Here is a 17276-nt window from a genome sequence, read left to right on the forward strand (position 1 = left end):
AACAAATGGAGCTCAGTATGGATAAAGGTAAAACAATTCGTATCTACTTAACTGATGGTACGGTTGCAGGCATCCGTCATGCTGAGCTAATTAACTGGACTGGCCAAGCGATTTCTTGTCCTCGTAACCATCTAAGCGCCCTTGCAAATTGGCATGAAAGCACAAGGCCCGGCGTCTATTTCCTTTTCGGCCTTGATGATGAGACAGCCCAGCCAACTGTATATATTGGTGAGGCAGAAAATGTTTATGTGCGCCTTCAACAACACATTAAAAAAGAGAAAAACTTTTGGAAAGAAGTCATCTTTTTTACTAATAAAGACGAGAATTTAACTAAAGCCCACATTAAATATCTTGAGTCCCGCTTAGTTGATATAGCCAAAATAGCCGGGCGCTATTTAGTTTTGAACTCAAATACCCCAACTTGCTCTTCATTACCTATCAGTGACAAAGCTGCAATGGAAGAGTTTATTAGAAACTTATCGGTTCTTTTGGGAAGTTTGGGCCACCGAGTTCTGGAGCCCCTCGCTGATTTTGAAAATAAACCGACAACATCCAATTCAACAATACCGGCTAATCCTAACCTCTTCTATATTCATACTAAAAATGAAAAGAATTTAGCGACTGCACAACGTACAGATGAAGGAATGGTTATTCTGGCAAACTCACGAGCCCTTATTGAAACATACTCGTCGCTATCTAATGGAAATAAAGATCTCCGAGTCGCTCTTGTAGAAAAAGGACAACTCCGCCAAGAAGGTAATTACTATATTTTTACTAAAGATGTATTACTTGCCAGCCCTAGCCAGTCAGCATCCGTAGTTCTTGGTTATTCGGTAAATGGCAGAGAAATCTGGGTAAATGTAGAAGGTAAGTCATTAAAGGCTCTCGAAGAAGAGAGCATGAAAAAATAAAAAAAAATTTCAAATACGCTCAGCCTTATACACAATACCATGTAATAAATGATACCCCCCTCCTCAATCTACGGTCCAAAGGGGTACCCCCTGCCCCCAGCCCCCAGCCCCCAGCCCTAGGGTAAAAAAAGTTACCAGTTTCTTTGAGCTAATTTTAAAACTCATGGTAACTTTTTATTATGGGTACTCGTTTGGGTACTCTTGATAAATTGAATTTATATAAAACACTTAATTAACAATCAACTAAATCACCAATTCAGACTCCGCCAGCCCACCAAATATGTCACCAGTGATACCAGATAGACCCGGTGATAGTAACAAGAAAGCCTGTAACTCACGTTACGGGTTTTTTTGTGTCTGCAGGTTTTTAATCACATTGATATTGAAGGTTATTTCAATATGGTTTTGTCTGCCACTCTCCTACTCTTTTTATCAGTTTCCCGCTTTTCTCATAGTGTAATAGCATAGTAAATTAGGCCACCTGAATAGAAGTGACACTATAGCCAAACCTGATAACCATAATTTCAGCTTAGAGCTCAGGCTCAAAGCTGTTCTCAACACGATGATACCCCTAAACACCTCGCCGAGATAATTGTGACGTGTACTCAGCCATGCGGTAAATATGGCTTCTGGCTAACAGCGCAATAATTAGAACGAGTAATACTCCGCAAGATAACCCTGTTAACATTAAAGAGTATCCCCCAACGTCTAACAGTATCCCGGCCCCAATGGGAAACGTCAGGCGAGTAATCACAAACAGACTTGCCTGCAAACCATAATCTGAAGCTCGCCGCTGATGACGGGTAAAAAACATCGTTAGGCCAAATAGAAGAGAGGAAATAGCCCCCATAGAAATAGCTACTAAAAAAATGCTGGCGATAACCCATATCTGATCCAGTTTAAGCAAAACAGATGCAGTCAAAGCGATAAGTGTTAACAAGGCACCAAATAAATAGCCGGGAATAGCTTTGCCAACCCCTAAATATTGAACCAGTCGCCCGCTCAATAGGCTAGAAATAGCACCAATTGTCCCTCCGCCAACACCAACAATCCAAGCGACATCCTGAGCCTCTATCCCTAAATCAAGTAACATTGGCTTAAGGTATAGCCAGACAGCGCCAATAAAGGGAAAGCTGGTCATCAACAGCCAGGTCCAAAGCTTGGCCCCCGGTTGACGAAAATAGCCAGATAAATCCATTATCGGTTGTTTGTTAATCTGAACTGGTAGTTCACCCTTTTGTTGTCCTTCTCTAAGCAATACCATTAGCAATAAACCGAACAATAAGCTGGCCGACATGAGATAAAATGGGGCTTGCCACCCCCATAGCCCTTGAAGAACTAACATAAAACCGCTGCCGACAATTGCCCCTAAGAATAACGCCATTGAGCGGATGCTACCTGCCCGCATCTGTTCTGAACGAGGAAGCAGTTTAACAATAAGGGCATTCAGAGGAATATCCGCCCAGGTTGACAACAGGCTAATGGCAAATGCTAATAGAAATAATGGTACTCGACGTTCCAACATCCCCCGATTGCTGATCAGATAAAGCAAAAATACTAATACCAGCACCAGTAATAATACCCAATGACTATAGTGACGTTTCCCCGGACTAAAACGTTGAATAGGTAATGCCAACAGAAATTTGAACACTGCCGGTAGCCCTGCCAATTGGAAAAGCCCAATATCTGTACCAGACCAACCGTACTCTCGCATGGTCAGTGGCAGCCCAAGTAACAGATAAATACCGGGAATAACTAACACAAAGTTCATCCACCCGAAAATCAGCTGATATAAAGCAAATCGTTGAGTCGTTATTTGATTCATACGCCCTCTTTTCTGGCAACCAGAACCGAGACCGGCGCCACTGGAAATACAACATCGTCATATTGTTCAATATCAATAAAACCGGCTGCTGCCATAGCGGAAGAGAGTTCGCCCTTAGGCGTAACGTGACACCCTTTCATTTGCATAGATAAGTAATAAGGCAGGACTTTTCTTGCCTCAGAGGCGGTTGATGGCACTTCTGCGTGTGCGCTTATAAATACGCCGCCGGGTTTTAACGCTGACCATATTTTGGCTAAAGTGGCATTAATATCAGGCATAAAATGCAATACGGATGAACACCAGATCAAATCAAAGTTGTCACCAATTGGGTCAACCTCAAGATCGCCACATCTGACCTGCAAGCGATCCGCTAATCCGGCCTGATTAATGTTGTTTTGCGCGACTTTTACCGTTGCAGGAAAATCAAACACCTCGCCAGAGAACGCAGGACAAGCTTGCAACATGGCAATAGCGATCAATCCCGGTCCGCAGCCTAAATCCAATAATCGTCCACCATATTGAAACTCAGGTATATTTTTCATCAACGCTATAACAACACCCGCCGTTATGGCACGCTGCTCCTGTGCTATCTGTAAACTGGCGGCTTTGGCCCAATTTGCCTGTATTGTGCTCACATCGACCGCCTGATTGTAGCTCACACCAGACCGAACCTGCTCTGCGAGCTGATGACCAAAATGACGTAATCCTTTCAGTCGAAAAAGGAAAGCATCCCCCAAATAATGAGCAGAGCCAGAACAAAAATATTTTTTCGCTATCGGTTGGTTGAAGTAACGAAGCGGATCGCCAGGTTTGCGGGCTACCAGCGCCATACTCCACAGCATATCTAACACATAGCCCATATTAACTGGATCTAAGCCAAGCCGTGCGGCAACATCAGCAACCGCCCTGGGTCTCTCTAGATAGCGAAACAGATCCCACTCAATGGCAACACGCAGTACGTCAGCACTTACGTTCGCTAACACCAAATCCCAATAAGATTGTAGCTGTATCTCTTGTTCAAAATTCATAACTTACCCGCACGCCCCATTCCCGAGGTGGGCTATAAACGGTCACATTGCCATTCATAAAACCAACCGCATCATAATGTTCATTAGTGATATTCTGAGCATATGCGCTCAACGTAACATGTTGATCAATCGGATAACCTGCTGAAATATTGAGCAACTGATAGCTACCACGACGATATTGATTACCCGGATCTAAATAGGTACTTCCGACACCATCCACAGAAGCATTCGCATACCAGCTATCAGCGTCATAGCGAACACCAACATGAAAAGTCAGATCCGGAGCATAAGGATTTTTATTACCATCATAGTTATTATCACCGTCTCGATAGTGCTTAAAACGAGTCTTATTTAGTCCAATAGAGGCATCAAAACGCCATTGTGAATTAAGCCAATAATCAAGCGAAGCCTCAATGCCGCTGGAATGGGCTGTGGCAGCATTAGTAATTGACGTCACCCCCGGCCCTACAAACTGCTGAACCTGCATATCATTAATCTGCATATAATATGCCGCGACCGAATACCTCAGATTGAGCGTTTTAATCAGTCCTTTAATACCGGACTCATATGAACGCACTTTTTCAGGTGCATATGCAGGATAATTAACCGTCGGTGAAAACGGATTGAATCCTCCAGCCCGAAACCCTTCGGCATAGCTCAGATACACATTTTGTTCGGGCATCCATTGATATTGGAGAGACGCTTTCGGCGAGAACTGATGCCAACGTTGGCTTTGTGTCGAAGAACCTTGCGGTTTAATTTCAATACGATCTTGTTCAATACGCCCCCCCAATGTAAAAGACCACTGTGAGGCTATCGGCTGTAACCATTGTCCAAACAGGGAGACTGAACTTCCCTCTAACGTGGCATCAATGGTCTGAGTTTTTAACGGTGTTTTATTGGTAAAAGATAAATCGTTATCCGTTTTATCTGCATACACGCCAACCAACCATGTTGCACCATGGTGTTCACCGGACACCCTTAATTCTTGAGATAAGTTGCTAAGATGGTAATCCCGCTGGATAAAAAAACGTTCAGCAGGCATAAAGTCTGTGTCTTGCTTTAGCTTGTCATAATAATCAGTTTTAGCCGTAATTGAACGCAGTGATATGCCTGAATCAAACTGATAAGCAACGTCTAAAGAGAAGGCCTCTTCCTCTGAACGATTCCAGCTCGGCGTGCCAGAATTAACCTCATATCGCGGCGCAGTAACGCTCCCCCATAACGCTGCGCCATCACGATAATTGAGGTGGCTATAACGTAGTGAAATGTCACTATTTTCATTTGGCGTCCAGCGAATAACGGCTCGTCCATCATAACTTTTTCGGTCATCAGCCCAGCCACCATTATAGCGATCGTGAATAAAACCATCCTGCTCACGAAACTGTCCGGCGATACCTAAATACAAGATATCCTCAACTAAAGGATGTGACGCATCTAGTCGTAAAATTCGCTTGTTACGGCTACCAAGCTCACCATCAACCTGCGCATAAGGCAGATTATCCGGCTGACGGGTATAAATATTTAATACCCCACCTTCGGCATTTTTACCGTATAACGCAGATTGAGGCCCTCTTAAGATTTCAACTCGCTCAACGCCCAGCAAACTATTTTCGAATCCCTGATTAACTAAGGTGGGTACACCATCAACCGTCATCAACATCGAGGAGGAAAATGCTGTCGCATAGGAGGTCAGGCCGCGGATCACCGGAGGATTAAACCCAGATTGCCCGGTACTTTGGAAACTAAAGCTGGGCGTTTTACGTGCCAACGTGGCCAGATCTTCAATCCCCTGACGTTGCATATCGTCACCAAAAAAGGTTGAAAGGCTGGTTGGTACCTCCTCTACTCGCTGCTCCGTTTTATCTGCAGTAACAATAATTACGCCCTCGTCACTATAGCTGAATGAAGACATCAATCCGCAAAATCCAAAACAGGCTGTTCTATAAAGAATACGTTTTCTTATGTTAAATTTGTCCATACGTTTATTCCCCGGCACTAAAAATCAATGGCGTTAATAAGGCCAATTAGCTGGTTTATTTAAAGTGGAGCCATGCCATTTTATTTGATAACGATTATCAATACCGTTTGGATTACTATGAAATAGGTCTTATTACGTATGCAATTTTTGGATTTTTCAGGTGGTGTAGGTCCCGTGAATACTCAACGTTCTTAAGTTGCCTAATCGCAGCCCTTGTTCTCCTATCAGTAAAAAACCTCTATTTCCCAATCAAAATTTGTACCATTCTTGTGCATAAAAAATGGTTGTGCTATAACGCAAATGATAATAATTATCATTTCATCCAAGTATTCATATAACACCATGCGTATTTAGTTCAAGGCAAATGGGTAAAGGAAGTGAAAAATCATGAATGGTTTATTAAAAAAGGAATATCAGCTTAACCGAGAAGATTTTCACCTTCACAGCAGTGAGAAATTCGGTTCACTGCGCAGCCAACCCATTGAAAATTTGGGCAAGTGTTATTCAGATCGCTTGGTGGTTGCACCCGACCTCACTTTAGTTTATTTAAACTACAGCCCGGTATGCGATCTGGCGATCAAGGAATTAGATAACCCGCATAATAGCCACGTATTGGTTATTACTTTAGGACTCCATGGCGAATCTTGTTATCAGGCCACTCAATCGGCTTCAATGGTTAATTTCATCGCCGGATACACTACGATTAATTCATTCCACCATAGTACAGGCCAGCGCCACTACAAATCCGGAGAAACAACCTCACAACTGCGACTAATTATAGGAAAAAATTTACTGCATCAATATGCCGGTAAAGAATGCGCTAATTTATTATTAGGCAACGGACAGCTAAATCAATTATTGCATCAGAGAACATCACCCACCAGCCTCTCTCATGCCGCAGTGTTAATGCGCCATCTTAGCCGCCATTCAGCGAAAATGAATCGCTTAACCCTACATACCCACAGCCTTTGTTTATTATCCGAGCAGCTCGAACTCTTATTGCCACAGCCGAAAGAAAGCAGACAAAAGCTATCACCTGAAGAAATTAGAAAATTAGAGCAGGTACAGGATATTATGCAAAAGCATATGGCAGACCCCATAACCGAAGAGTACCTGTGTGCCGCTATAGGTATGAATAAAGGTAAGCTTAAAGAAGGGTTTCGTTATCTATTTAATTCAACCCCACATAAAATGTTGTTAGAAATCCGAATGCGTAAAGCCCATTTATTATTAGAATCAGGATATCAAGTTGCGCAAACGGCTTGGAACGTGGGATATAGCCAACCGAATAACTTTAGTGTGGCATTTAATAAATTTTTTGGTTATTCACCAAAGTTTGTTTTTCATAAACACTAGGCTTAGTGTCAATACCCGTCATACAACCGGTTGCATAATTGGCAACACGCCCCAAACCACACATCTTGAGCTTGCTACTTAAAAGTGGCATAAGCTCAATGCCTAACTACAGCCGCTGTTGCTTAGAAAAATCCCCCCCCGGTGAATCACCGAAACTTCGCCTAAACATCGCAATGAAATTGCTGGAACTGGCTCCCCCTCTAGGGTAACTCCAGCACCTGATGACCTTCAATCGGTGCACCAAAATCATCAATAATTGAGAAGTACACAATCATATTCTTGGTGGGCACTTTATAGTCAACTAATACACCATCAATACTGTCCTTTGGACCCACCATATCATCATTATTCAACCTGACAGCAAGCTCCGTAGTATTTTTGCCCTCCGCAATATATAACGTCTGGAATGTCACATTAAACGGCGTGGGATTAGTCACCTGTAAAACGTAACGATTACCTTTAGATACCCATTTAAATGATAAATGATCTACTACGCCTAATGAACTGGCCGCTATTCCTGCCGGACGATAGAACAACTTAATGCGCGAGCGAAAGGCTATTTGTACTTCATTTTGCTGCGCCTGACCCAACCCCGTTTTTGCAGGCACTTCTAATACATTGAGCCAAAACATCGATTCACGATCGGACGGCAACTGATTGATATTACCAGTATAATAAATACGGACTGACTTATTAGTCATGGGATCAAGGCGGAATACTGGGGTATCAACCACAAATGGAACCTTTATTTCCTCAATCGGCTTATCCATTTCGGAGATATGATTATCAATCCAAAGTTGTAATAATATTGGTCGGGTACCTTTATTGAGGATTTGTACGCTACCTGAACGGTCATCACCCGTAACAATCACCCGGGTCAGCCCAATGGCAATGCCGGCACAAGCGACAGAACTGCTCAGCAAGCTGACAAGAATAATTGCGCTAAACACGCCGAGCCAGCAATTGGCTCGTCTGCCCCAAAAAATCAAGCTATACGGTGAGATTTTCATTTATAGATCAACGTAAAAGTAAATGCACCCTTGACAGTGCCACTTTTTACGGTATTTTCTGTTTGATAAATACCGGCATTCATTGGTACGGTATAACTTTGTATACTGCTGGCATTATAACCACTTAACGTATATTCCGTATTCAGCGTGATTGGCATATTGGATTGGCTGCGTAATAAAACCCCCACCCCTTTTGCGGTAGAGCTGCTATCCAATGCCACCACACCATTAGCCGCATTCAGCACGCTGCTTGTAGCACCGAACTTATAATGAATACCCTCTAATCCACCAGGGCAATTATTGAAATTCAAGTTGAACGCTTTCAACCCTTTCACATCACCAATCCCTTTAAACTGATTAATGCCCACATCAGGTAAATTTACCGTGACATCGGGTGTCGTACAGGTTTGCGTCATTAACTGGATATTTAACGATCTCTCAGGAAATTGCAGTAACCGATATCGGAAAATCTCAGTACCATTACTGGTACCATTATTATAAGTACGATAGTTATAGGCATATGCAGGATCGAATGCTGCTGCCCAACCAGTCGTTAATGTCGTTGCAGTTTTAACGAAACGAATCTGCACTTCTACATTCAAATTGAAAGCACTACTGTTATTATAAGGAATAGGACCTAATAAAGGGGAGGAATAAACCATGTTGGCTGCCGAGTACCCATTCATTGGCTTCCAATCACTACTGAACCCCGCACCGGTTGCACGAAAACGCAATGCATAGCCTAAACCTGCTTTCCCGGTGTAGGAAAAAACACTGTGGCTACTCCCATCAATATCAATCGTTCTGTCGATGCTATAAGGTGAATACAGCCCTATTCCAGCCTTAACACTGTCATTCATCGACGTAGACAAGATCTTACACTGCCAGCCTGAAGCCGGGAACGTTATCCACGAACCTATGGTATCACCGACTGCTGTATTAGGTGGAACACGTAGCGTTGTCGACGGACCAAAAATATAATAAGTGCCCGTATAATCGCAATCCATCGCATTACCTGCGGCATGCGTATAGTGGCTGACACCTAAGCCGCCCAATACCACCAACAGCAAAACCATTCTCCGCAGGTTATATCTGTGCCTTATAGAATGCCGAACAACACGACAGAGATTATCGATGCAATAATTGACTGGATTGAAATAAGAACTCATTGACATATCACCTCTAATTGGCGGAATTCGCCCTGAGCCGGTATAGCACTTGGTAATATATAATCAAAACGACAACGTTCATCGATATCGTCGCCCCATTTCACCAGCATGTTACCTTCCGTTTGGTTGACCCGTATCATGGCTTGTCCACCTTGAGCGATATACCCGACGCTGGCACCATTAGCGTCCTTCACTTCTGCACCAAACGGTAAGGGTCTATTATCTATAAGGCGTGCTGTCAATAAGATCGAATAACCTGACGAAGTCTCAAACTTCATTAGTGCAACAGCGCCCGCGGTTGGTACGACTTTCTGGCTGGTATTCTTAAACTCCACATCCGATGACAAGCCTTTCGGATCAAGTTCAATGTCATTCTGGCGATACGGACTTAAATAGGGCACCACCGCCCGACCACGACTGTCCAGGCGCATACCGGAATAATTAGCAACACGCGCACCTGCGGCATCAGGAGCCTCGACAATACCCACCGTCTCACCAAGAGCCGACGCCAGTACCACCCCACCACGGTAAGCCACTACTCCGCCCGACAAGCTGGCACTCGCTTGCTCATAATCACGACTCTTCGAATAGCTGCCGCCCACCGTCGTGTAAGGTGCCAACCAACTACCATTCACCCCCATGGAGTGATAACTGCCGTTGTCATCAGTCCGATTATTCGCAGCCGAGACAGCGTAGTTAAATTGATTATCGTCACCGACTGAGCCGGAAATACCTGTTTGAACCGAGCTGCTGCCACGCGCAGTAGCATAACTGCTGCTCAAACGAGGTGCGCCTGTTTTTGTCCACAATGGAAGTGAGAAAGAAACGGATAGCTGATTATTCCAGTTATCCGTGGATAGATTCCGTAACCGATTAAAAGAGACGTTATAACTCAACGATTGATAGCTATTATTATAACCGAGCTGGAAATTCATATCGCGGCGGTGCCGTTCCCAATAATCCTGAGTATTGATATTGGCATAAAATGAGCCATAACTATCCGGTAATCCTTGGGTAATGCTGATTTGTGTCTGATTACGACGACGATATTTAAAACTGTCATCATCACGGAAATTATCGTTAGGAAAACTTGAATTCCAGTCAACGTTCTTAGTTTCACCATATTGGAGATAGTCACGCATACGCATAGCTTCCGCGGGCGTATAGAAACCATCACTAGAGTAACGGTAGCTGGCAAACGTCAGATTGGTATTGGTTTCTGGTAATGATTTAGCGTAAGTAACACCGACGCTTTGACCATTTTGCTTACCTTCATCTGGCAACTTAGTTTGTGCCTGAGTCACATTGAATGCCAGTGCACCGACCGGGGTATTGAATGCTATCCCCGTAGATGCTGAAAGATATCCTTCAGCCATCACGCCCCCGCCGTTAGCCGTGATTAAATTAGATAGGCCGTGACGCACCGTCCCCATAACTAAAGTCGGTTTCTCGACCATAGAATTATCACGATATTCGCCCACCATGAATGAGTAACGAGTCGTTCCCGGTCGCAGCAACTCGGCAATCGAAGCATAAGGAAGGGTAAATGTCTGCTCACTACCATCCGCCTCGGTAATGATGACATTCAGGTTGCCTCCTTGACCTGTGGGATAAAGGTCATCGATGACAAAAGGTCCGGGCGGCACCGTCGTCTCATAAATAGATTGACCTTGTTGGCGTACCTCCACGCGAGCCTGAGTACGGGCAATACCTCGCACAACTGGTGCGTAACCCCGTTGAGAATCAGCGTACATGCGGTCATCAGAGGTCAACTCAAATCCGCGATAGCTAAGGCTGTCAAACACTTGTCCATCCGTATTTGAATCACCCAGCGTTAATTTACTGTATAAAGATGGCACACCACGCTCAAGATAAGTAGCCAGATTTTGATAATCAAAACCTTGGGCATCATTTCGATTTAAGGCGCTACGGTAATACAAACGCCAACTTTGCCAGTTTAAACCGCCCAATAGCCCTAAATACTGATAAGTCTGGTTGGCACTTTCATTATTACGACTGCTGTAGCCTGCGTAGTCATATTTCAACGTAGCGGCCGTCACGCCATCATCCCAATATTTAGGATTAACATAACCACGCGCTTGGCGATTCAAATAGGCTTGGGGAACTTGAATATCCAGCCGTTGCTTATTTTCGTCGAAAATGGCATTTCCTGCCGGCAAAATATGGTTAAACGGTACACAAATAGCCGCGATACTTAGCTGCTTCAGCATCTCAGCAGTCACTTTGCTGGAGTCTACACCTAGCTCATCAAACAACTTTAAATCAAAACAGGGGGAGGCAACTTTTGATTCTGCCGATGGCAACCTAAAGTCCATATTCTGGCGCCCAATCCATTGCTCATTCAGATAAATATCCACACGACGTTCGCCGGGAGAAACCGGATTACCTTCACTGTAACGGGTTGCATCAACAGAGAAACGGAGAAAAGCATCGCTGAATTCAACGTATTCAAGATTTTCAGCAGCAGAATACGGGGGAAAAAACATGCCCCAAAAACTGAAAATAGCTAAATAGCATACTGACAACGATTTTAGGCACTCGCTTTTTAGATAATATATGAAATAACAAAGCATTATATCGAGGCCATTAAATAAATATATAACATAAAGAACGTTGGTAAAGACATATTGACTCTATTTATGTCTTTATATTTTTATGGCGTCAGTGACTGGGTGCTCTGCGTTTCACCACCAAAATCATTGATAACAGAATAATAAACGCGTGTGGAAGCGTTAATTGAAGACTTCACATTAATCGGTAAACTCAGTTCGCTAAATGGAGCTACCATTTTATTATTGGTTTTATTCAGGTTAGCCAAAATAGGTCCTTTTTCTAACGCACGAAACTCCAGCGATCTAAAAGTAATATAATATGGCGACGCATTTTTAATAACGACCTGTTTGCCGCTGATGGTAAACTTGAGATTCTTGGCGGCTTGCTCAGGGGACAGCGCTAATTGTTCTGGCCGATAAAACATTTTAATTCGAGTACGCACCGCTAGTTGCAGTTTGTTCTCATCCCCAGCCGAATTCTTGGTTGGTTTTGGTGGGATTTCTAATAAGTTAAACCAGAACAATGATTCCCGATCTGCAGGTAACCCCGCACCAGTGCGAAAGAGCCGGATCGTCTGCTCCTTTTGTGGGTCTAGACGTACTACGGGGGGAGTCATACTGAAAGGTACTTTAATCGTTTCCGGGCTCGCGGAAGCATCACCATTGTCAATCCAAGCCTGAAGAAGAACCGGTACGTTGCCCGTATTGGATATCTTTACCATCCCTTCCCGAAGTTTCTCTTCATAAATGACACGTGTACCACTGATGATGACTTCAGCTCGGGCAACTGATACAGCCAGAAATAATGTAACAAAGGTAAATGCTGTAAAGAATTTTCTACGCATAAGGTTCTCAGTGATAGAACGAGTGAAACAGGGAACGATAAGTTCCCTGTTTGTAACAGATCAACGTCATTATTAGACCGGATGAGCCATCAACAACGATTAGTCATAAATCATTGTATACTCAACCTGAGCCGCTACTGTACCCGGGCCAACACTCCCATTAGGTGTAAAGTATTGCGCATAATAGTTTAGTGTTGCACTGCCAGTAGAAATGTCTTCCTTCACATCACTTTGACTCGCCGATCCGACGAAGATTGGTAGGCTATTTTTGTTTAAAAGACGAACCTGAACATTCGCTGCACTGCCGCTGTTATTCAAACGGCCTGTCGCTGTTTCAACGGTAGCACCCGATTCAAAATGGGCATATGCATTACTTAATGTTGAGCCAGTACAACCCGTTAATGCGATAGTAAATGGCGTGGTACCCGCAACGGCATTAGCCGATCCCAGTGCCGAACTAGAAATAGTCGGCAATGTAACTGTGGCATCGTTTGTACCGTTGTTTACTGAAACGCCACACGTGGTATCAGTAATCGCACCATTAATAGTAATAGTTCCGTCTGTAGCGAATGTCGATTGGGTAATAAACACGCTGGTAATAGCAGCAATTAAAATACCACTAGCTTTAATTTTCATCTTTTTTCCCGTACTTTAAAATGGAGTTTTGTACTAATTATTTCAGAATGAACATTCTGAAATCAGTGGGGTTAAATTTTATCACACCTATTATCCCAGCAACATTGAACACTATCAATCACCTAAAAAGGGTAGTAACTAATACGTTGCACAACATACTCAAAACAACAGGCTTACTTAATTTTAAATATCCATTTGATGTAAACTCCGCAATTCAACCCGATAATAAACATCACCTACTTAATCAAGTAAAAATGAAACTTATTAAAATATAGGTTATTAGATAGTATTTATTCATATCTCTCTTTATATGCTTTATAAATAAAATTCAGTTGAAATGCTCTATTGCAATCAGTACAAAAATAACGGGGATAGCCAGACCGAGCTTTACCATGCTTTCTAATCGCCCCTGATTTCTTGCAATAACGACATAACACCTGATTTACATGCATTAATATTCTCATTAGATTAGCAACATTCATTATGTGACAGTCCTATAAATAAAATAATTAGGCTGAATCATTTTAATATTTTCGACATTCATTCTTAGTTACTATATTTATATCAATCACAGTACAACTAGAGTGAATAGCCTCCCCCAATAAGACCATTGATTGGGAGTCAATTATTCGGGTTATTAATGCACTATGCATGTCGACATTAACGCTGACCGAAGAAAGTATTGCCGATAATGCATGTGCTACATCTCCAGAGGCAAAACTAAAATTGGGACTGATGTTCTATTACCAATCAAATGCAGAGTAGTAAAACCTGTCTCCAACGCTAGTTTCCCCATCAGTAGGGATAACGTAAACCGCTACTGAGCTGATACATTATGTCCAAATAAGCATGATTGATATCAAAAGTCGCCTACTTAACAAAAGGTTCAGTTCAAAACAGCATCATTTACCTTGATGATAACTATACGAGAAAATCATATTCTTAAAATCAAATATCACCGATACCAGCAAAAACAGAATTAAACATCAAATTAATTAGATTTATTATTTTTTAATTTGGCAAAATCAAAGGAATAAAATTGGGAATACTCGCAGATTGATAAGCACGGCACCCATCTGATTTAGAAATGTGGGGTATTGTCCTTAGCAACTTCATCGTCCTGCTTTAGATAATGAGCCAGTTATCCCCTCACGCCCCCTGTAGACAGAAAATATATTAACATCAGGAAAGTTAAGAAAATAAATACCAGAGTGAAAGTCTATTATATAGTGCTCACAGAAAGAAGAAGGGCCTTATATAACAATAAAAATTCAATCACTCCGTTAGTGATTAACAAATAAAAATAAAACATTCCATTAACATTTAATGCATTGATACACAGCAAACCCCGTTAATAGATTAATTATATTTCCCAACCCAAAGATAATCGAGATATTTATTTAAAATGGCCTTAAATGAACAACACGCCATTAACAACACATCCTTGGTTAACCAACATCCTTAAATATAACTATTGTATATAACAATATTCTCATGATAATATTGTTATAATACTTTAGCTAGGCATCAGATCTCAATAATTTAATTAATAGCTTAATAGCATATATTTAGCGGCTTTTCCTCCACTCAAAACAACAATAAATAATACGACTATCCATTATCTTGAATAAGAGGCCCCCAATGAGTACTGTATACCGATATGAAATTGTCAGAATCAATGCCTCACCAACCATGAACACCAACTATCTTCATACGTTCGTCAATCCTGTTTTCGTTGGTGATAAAGTCAATCCAAATACCCAAGATTCGGAACTACTCACGGTCATTGCCGTTGAACATTATCAGGAATCCTCTGTTCTTTATTGTGAGTAACGTCCACAAGACCGTAAGCGTTACAAAAAATATCAATTGGACTCGATCAATACCCCTTAATTATTGGGACTGATATATCATAGAGTTAGAAATTACGTAAAAATCCATAAGGCCTTATGGATAGCTATCTATTCTCCTACTCAGCCTATTAATGATAAACAATCTTATCATCTCTCTATACAAATCGTCACCGGGGAGTTAAAGTTACTCACGATATAAGCATTATCATATATTTTTTTAAGTTTAAAAATGCGTAGTGGTTGTGATGTATTCCCCATGACAAATGTCTCAATAACATTAGGAGGTGATTTATCATGCTCCAAGGAAATACTATTCACCGTATAGAAAGAAACATAATCATCATCGTTATTTTTATATTTAACACTGATCAGTTTTGACACTGGGTACTCAACACCTTGCCATTCCACCACCCCAGAGAGTGAAAAAAAGCCATTCTCATCATTTTTGTTCAAATTAACTGCAATCACACCCTGTATAATCGGACCTTCAGAAAAGCCATCCGATAAATATAAATTGATATTTGCTGAACATTTCAGTCCATCAACTTTACTTTTATTAGGATTTAAAACATAAAGACCAAAAGCAGCCCATGGCAATACAATTGCTATCAATAACAATATTTTAATTGTTCTCATTGCATACCCTTCAAATAATAGTAATTATCGCATGCGTATATTTTTCCATTATCAATTTCACACAGAGCATAAAAGGCACGGCTATTCCTTAAGTTAGACTGATTGCTTAAACTATCGTCTTGTAAATCAATGATAAAAACATGGGTATCTGAACACTTAATCTTTTTTTCAGCAATATACTGATTCGCTGCAAATGTTAGGTTAGCAACGTCATTCGGCGATGATTTTTTCGATGAGTAGACATGACACCCATGAATAACCCCCACATCATTAAGCGCCGGGTACTTTTCTTGATTATAAATTTTATAAGAAACTGAAAGCAGAGAAAAAGATATTATTACCAGTAAAACAAATAGATAAAGGATATTATTACGTTTACTTGTTTTTTTATTTATTTCTATTGGTTGCTCTTCGTCAGAAATAGACTCTATATTTATATCACTATGAATTGATATACCGACTTTAGGTACGGTAACAATAAACTCCTCGATACCACAATCCCTGAATGCTTTGCGCAGAAAACTTAAATGATTATTCAGACTGGTATTGGAGGGGACTAACCCACAATCCTCCCACACCAAAGCGTAAATCAAATCTCTTGAAACCGGTTGTCCTTTATTTTTAATCAAAAGACAAAGAATGCGTGATGATAACGAAGATAATTTTATTTCAACTTCAGTTGAGTGAACAAAATAAAGCCCCTCATCCTCTACAAAAATAACGGTATTATTGATAAGATATTTCACAAAAATTTCAATCCATTATTTTAATTTATTGATATTAAATATAATACATTCCACCGTTTTAGTCTAGGCATTTGCGTGGTTATAGTAATGAATCAAAACCACCATCCCATTGATTTAATTATACTTAACTCAACGAAACCGACAAAAACAACGCTTTAGGAAGGCTTTCCCATTATTCATTAGAGTGTCCTATAAATTATTGAGTTAAATAATTTCTGGAGAATGTTCAAGCTGAGCTGATTGTTATACGTACATCTATACTTCGTAAAATTAATCAAAAGCCTGCAAGCGATAAAATTGATCGCCACCTTGAAAACCATATTCAAAGCGGCGATCAATTTATAACTAAAAACCACGCCCTATGGACGTGGTCGTAGGCTGGTTTTTAGGAATTTTCACTGCCACCGATCAATACAAGATAAAAACTGACTGCGATAGAGATAATAATCTTACCAGCCAACTCGCACCCCAATGGTACCACCAATCGAATAGTTATCGCTGACGTTATGGGTTGCACTAATTAAGTTAACATTGCCGTACACCGCATAGCGCCCGTTCTGCCATTCATGGGTCCCACCAACGCCCACGCCGACCGACTGGCGTTTATCTCGGCTACTAAAATCCACACCGGAAACGTGAGTTTTAGTCCCGTTCATAAACTCGTTGTACACATCGACATTACCGTAAACATGTGACCGGCGTGTAGT

Annotated in this window: 15 protein-coding genes and 1 pseudogene (1 of these 16 only partly in view); 3 read left to right on the top strand and 13 right to left on the bottom strand. The window is 41.6% G+C overall.

Annotated features, from left to right (window positions below; genetic code table 11):
• The first annotated feature begins 17 nt into the window (after nucleotides 1-17).
• On the top strand, nucleotides 18-911 hold the full coding sequence (locus YWE_RS0116935; RefSeq protein WP_029095608.1) for a GIY-YIG nuclease family protein: 894 nt from the start codon (nucleotides 18-20) through the stop codon (nucleotides 909-911).
• A gap of 571 nt (nucleotides 912-1482) precedes the next feature.
• Here YWE_RS0116935 and YWE_RS27620 read toward each other — a convergent pair.
• Genes YWE_RS27620 through YWE_RS0116950 form a run of 3 tightly spaced genes read right to left on the bottom strand, consistent with a single transcriptional unit; the run spans nucleotide 1483 to nucleotide 5745 of the window.
• A complete protein-coding gene (locus YWE_RS27620) occupies nucleotides 1483-2736 on the bottom strand; it encodes an MFS transporter (RefSeq protein ID WP_051323394.1) in 1254 nt (417 codons plus the stop codon).
• Complete coding sequence (locus YWE_RS0116945) at nucleotides 2733-3764, bottom strand: class I SAM-dependent methyltransferase (protein WP_029095609.1); 1032 nt, start codon at nucleotides 3762-3764, stop codon at nucleotides 2733-2735. The genes YWE_RS27620 and YWE_RS0116945 overlap by 4 nt, the downstream gene beginning before the upstream one ends.
• Nucleotides 3754-5745, bottom strand: coding sequence for a TonB-dependent receptor (locus YWE_RS0116950; protein WP_051323395.1), 1992 nt, complete (start codon nucleotides 5743-5745; stop codon nucleotides 3754-3756). The genes YWE_RS0116945 and YWE_RS0116950 overlap by 11 nt, the downstream gene beginning before the upstream one ends.
• A 387-nt stretch (nucleotides 5746-6132) precedes the next feature.
• Here YWE_RS0116950 and YWE_RS0116955 point away from each other — a divergent pair, with 387 nt between their 5' ends.
• Nucleotides 6133-7101, top strand: coding sequence for a helix-turn-helix transcriptional regulator (locus YWE_RS0116955; RefSeq protein ID WP_029095611.1), 969 nt, complete (start codon nucleotides 6133-6135; stop codon nucleotides 7099-7101).
• A 200-nt stretch (nucleotides 7102-7301) separates the two neighbouring features.
• On the opposite strand, the gene YWE_RS0116960 is transcribed toward YWE_RS0116955, so the two are convergent.
• The 6 genes from YWE_RS0116960 to YWE_RS31980 form a co-directional block, all read right to left on the bottom strand.
• Entirely contained in the window at nucleotides 7302-8111 is an 810-nt protein-coding gene (locus YWE_RS0116960; RefSeq protein ID WP_084167119.1) for a fimbrial biogenesis chaperone, read from the bottom strand.
• Nucleotides 8108-9187, bottom strand: coding sequence for a fimbrial protein (locus tag YWE_RS0116965; RefSeq protein ID WP_227659931.1), 1080 nt, complete (start codon nucleotides 9185-9187; stop codon nucleotides 8108-8110). The genes YWE_RS0116960 and YWE_RS0116965 overlap by 4 nt, the downstream gene beginning before the upstream one ends.
• An 89-nt stretch (nucleotides 9188-9276) precedes the next feature.
• The gene (locus tag YWE_RS0116970) at nucleotides 9277-11874 is read right to left on the bottom strand and encodes a fimbria/pilus outer membrane usher protein (RefSeq protein WP_029095614.1); all 2598 of its coding nucleotides are present in this window, start codon (nucleotides 11872-11874) and stop codon (nucleotides 9277-9279) included.
• An 80-nt stretch (nucleotides 11875-11954) separates the two neighbouring features.
• A complete protein-coding gene (locus YWE_RS0116975) occupies nucleotides 11955-12698 on the bottom strand; it encodes a fimbrial biogenesis chaperone (RefSeq protein WP_051323396.1) in 744 nt (247 codons plus the stop codon).
• A gap of 99 nt (nucleotides 12699-12797) precedes the next feature.
• Nucleotides 12798-13334 (bottom strand): fimbrial protein, encoded by a 537-nt coding sequence (locus YWE_RS0116980; protein WP_029095616.1) that lies wholly within the window; start codon nucleotides 13332-13334, stop codon nucleotides 12798-12800.
• Between the two features lie 290 nt (nucleotides 13335-13624).
• Nucleotides 13625-13816, bottom strand: coding sequence for an IS1/IS1595 family N-terminal zinc-binding domain-containing protein (locus YWE_RS31980; protein WP_428829274.1), 192 nt, complete (start codon nucleotides 13814-13816; stop codon nucleotides 13625-13627).
• Nucleotides 13817-14975: 1159 nt separating this feature from the next.
• Here YWE_RS31980 and YWE_RS30480 point away from each other — a divergent pair.
• Complete coding sequence (locus tag YWE_RS30480; protein WP_127526443.1) at nucleotides 14976-15167, top strand: hypothetical protein; 192 nt, start codon at nucleotides 14976-14978, stop codon at nucleotides 15165-15167.
• Between the two features lie 167 nt (nucleotides 15168-15334).
• Here YWE_RS30480 and YWE_RS0116990 read toward each other — a convergent pair whose 3' ends face one another.
• A complete protein-coding gene (locus tag YWE_RS0116990) occupies nucleotides 15335-15823 on the bottom strand; it encodes a hypothetical protein (protein WP_029095618.1) in 489 nt (162 codons plus the stop codon).
• The gene (locus YWE_RS29085) at nucleotides 15820-16569 is read right to left on the bottom strand and encodes a winged helix-turn-helix domain-containing protein (protein WP_051323397.1); all 750 of its coding nucleotides are present in this window, start codon (nucleotides 16567-16569) and stop codon (nucleotides 15820-15822) included. The genes YWE_RS0116990 and YWE_RS29085 overlap by 4 nt, the downstream gene beginning before the upstream one ends.
• Before the next feature lie 449 nt (nucleotides 16570-17018).
• Nucleotides 17019-17276, bottom strand: a pseudogene (locus YWE_RS27630) (hypothetical protein); the annotation flags it as partial.
• Nucleotides 17248-17276, bottom strand: partial view of an inverse autotransporter beta domain-containing protein gene (locus tag YWE_RS31750; protein WP_084167121.1) — the end only. Its footprint extends 928 nt past the window's final position; the window shows 29 of its 957 coding nt (coding positions 929-957); its start codon lies off the right edge, out of view; it ends in the stop codon at nucleotides 17248-17250. The pseudogene YWE_RS27630 and the gene YWE_RS31750, both read right to left, overlap by 29 nt.

Source organism: Budvicia aquatica DSM 5075 = ATCC 35567 (assembly GCF_000427805.1).
Taxonomy (GTDB): Bacteria; Pseudomonadota; Gammaproteobacteria; order Enterobacterales; family Enterobacteriaceae; genus Budvicia; species Budvicia aquatica.

What these genes read in the sequence shown, in the direction of transcription:
- YWE_RS0116975 (WP_051323396.1), bottom strand. Translation starts at nt 12,698, where the DNA reads ATGCGTAGAAAATTCTTTACAGCATTTACCTTTGTTACATTATTTCTG.
- YWE_RS27620 (WP_051323394.1), bottom strand. Translation starts at nt 2,736, where the DNA reads ATGAATCAAATAACGACTCAACGATTTGCTTTATATCAGCTGATTTTC.
- YWE_RS0116945 (WP_029095609.1), bottom strand. Translation starts at nt 3,764, where the DNA reads ATGAATTTTGAACAAGAGATACAGCTACAATCTTATTGGGATTTGGTG.
- YWE_RS0116950 (WP_051323395.1), bottom strand. Translation starts at nt 5,745, where the DNA reads ATGGACAAATTTAACATAAGAAAACGTATTCTTTATAGAACAGCCTGT.
- YWE_RS31980 (WP_428829274.1), bottom strand. Translation starts at nt 13,816, where the DNA reads ATGAATGTTGCTAATCTAATGAGAATATTAATGCATGTAAATCAGGTG.
- YWE_RS0116965 (WP_227659931.1), bottom strand. Translation starts at nt 9,187, where the DNA reads ATGGTTTTGCTGTTGGTGGTATTGGGCGGCTTAGGTGTCAGCCACTAT.
- YWE_RS0116955 (WP_029095611.1), top strand. Translation starts at nt 6,133, where the DNA reads ATGAATGGTTTATTAAAAAAGGAATATCAGCTTAACCGAGAAGATTTT.
- YWE_RS0116970 (WP_029095614.1), bottom strand. Translation starts at nt 11,874, where the DNA reads ATGCTTTGTTATTTCATATATTATCTAAAAAGCGAGTGCCTAAAATCG.
- YWE_RS30480 (WP_127526443.1), top strand. Translation starts at nt 14,976, where the DNA reads ATGAGTACTGTATACCGATATGAAATTGTCAGAATCAATGCCTCACCA.
- YWE_RS0116960 (WP_084167119.1), bottom strand. Translation starts at nt 8,111, where the DNA reads ATGAAAATCTCACCGTATAGCTTGATTTTTTGGGGCAGACGAGCCAAT.
- YWE_RS0116990 (WP_029095618.1), bottom strand. Translation starts at nt 15,823, where the DNA reads ATGAGAACAATTAAAATATTGTTATTGATAGCAATTGTATTGCCATGG.
- YWE_RS0116980 (WP_029095616.1), bottom strand. Translation starts at nt 13,334, where the DNA reads ATGAAAATTAAAGCTAGTGGTATTTTAATTGCTGCTATTACCAGCGTG.
- YWE_RS0116935 (WP_029095608.1), top strand. Translation starts at nt 18, where the DNA reads ATGGATAAAGGTAAAACAATTCGTATCTACTTAACTGATGGTACGGTT.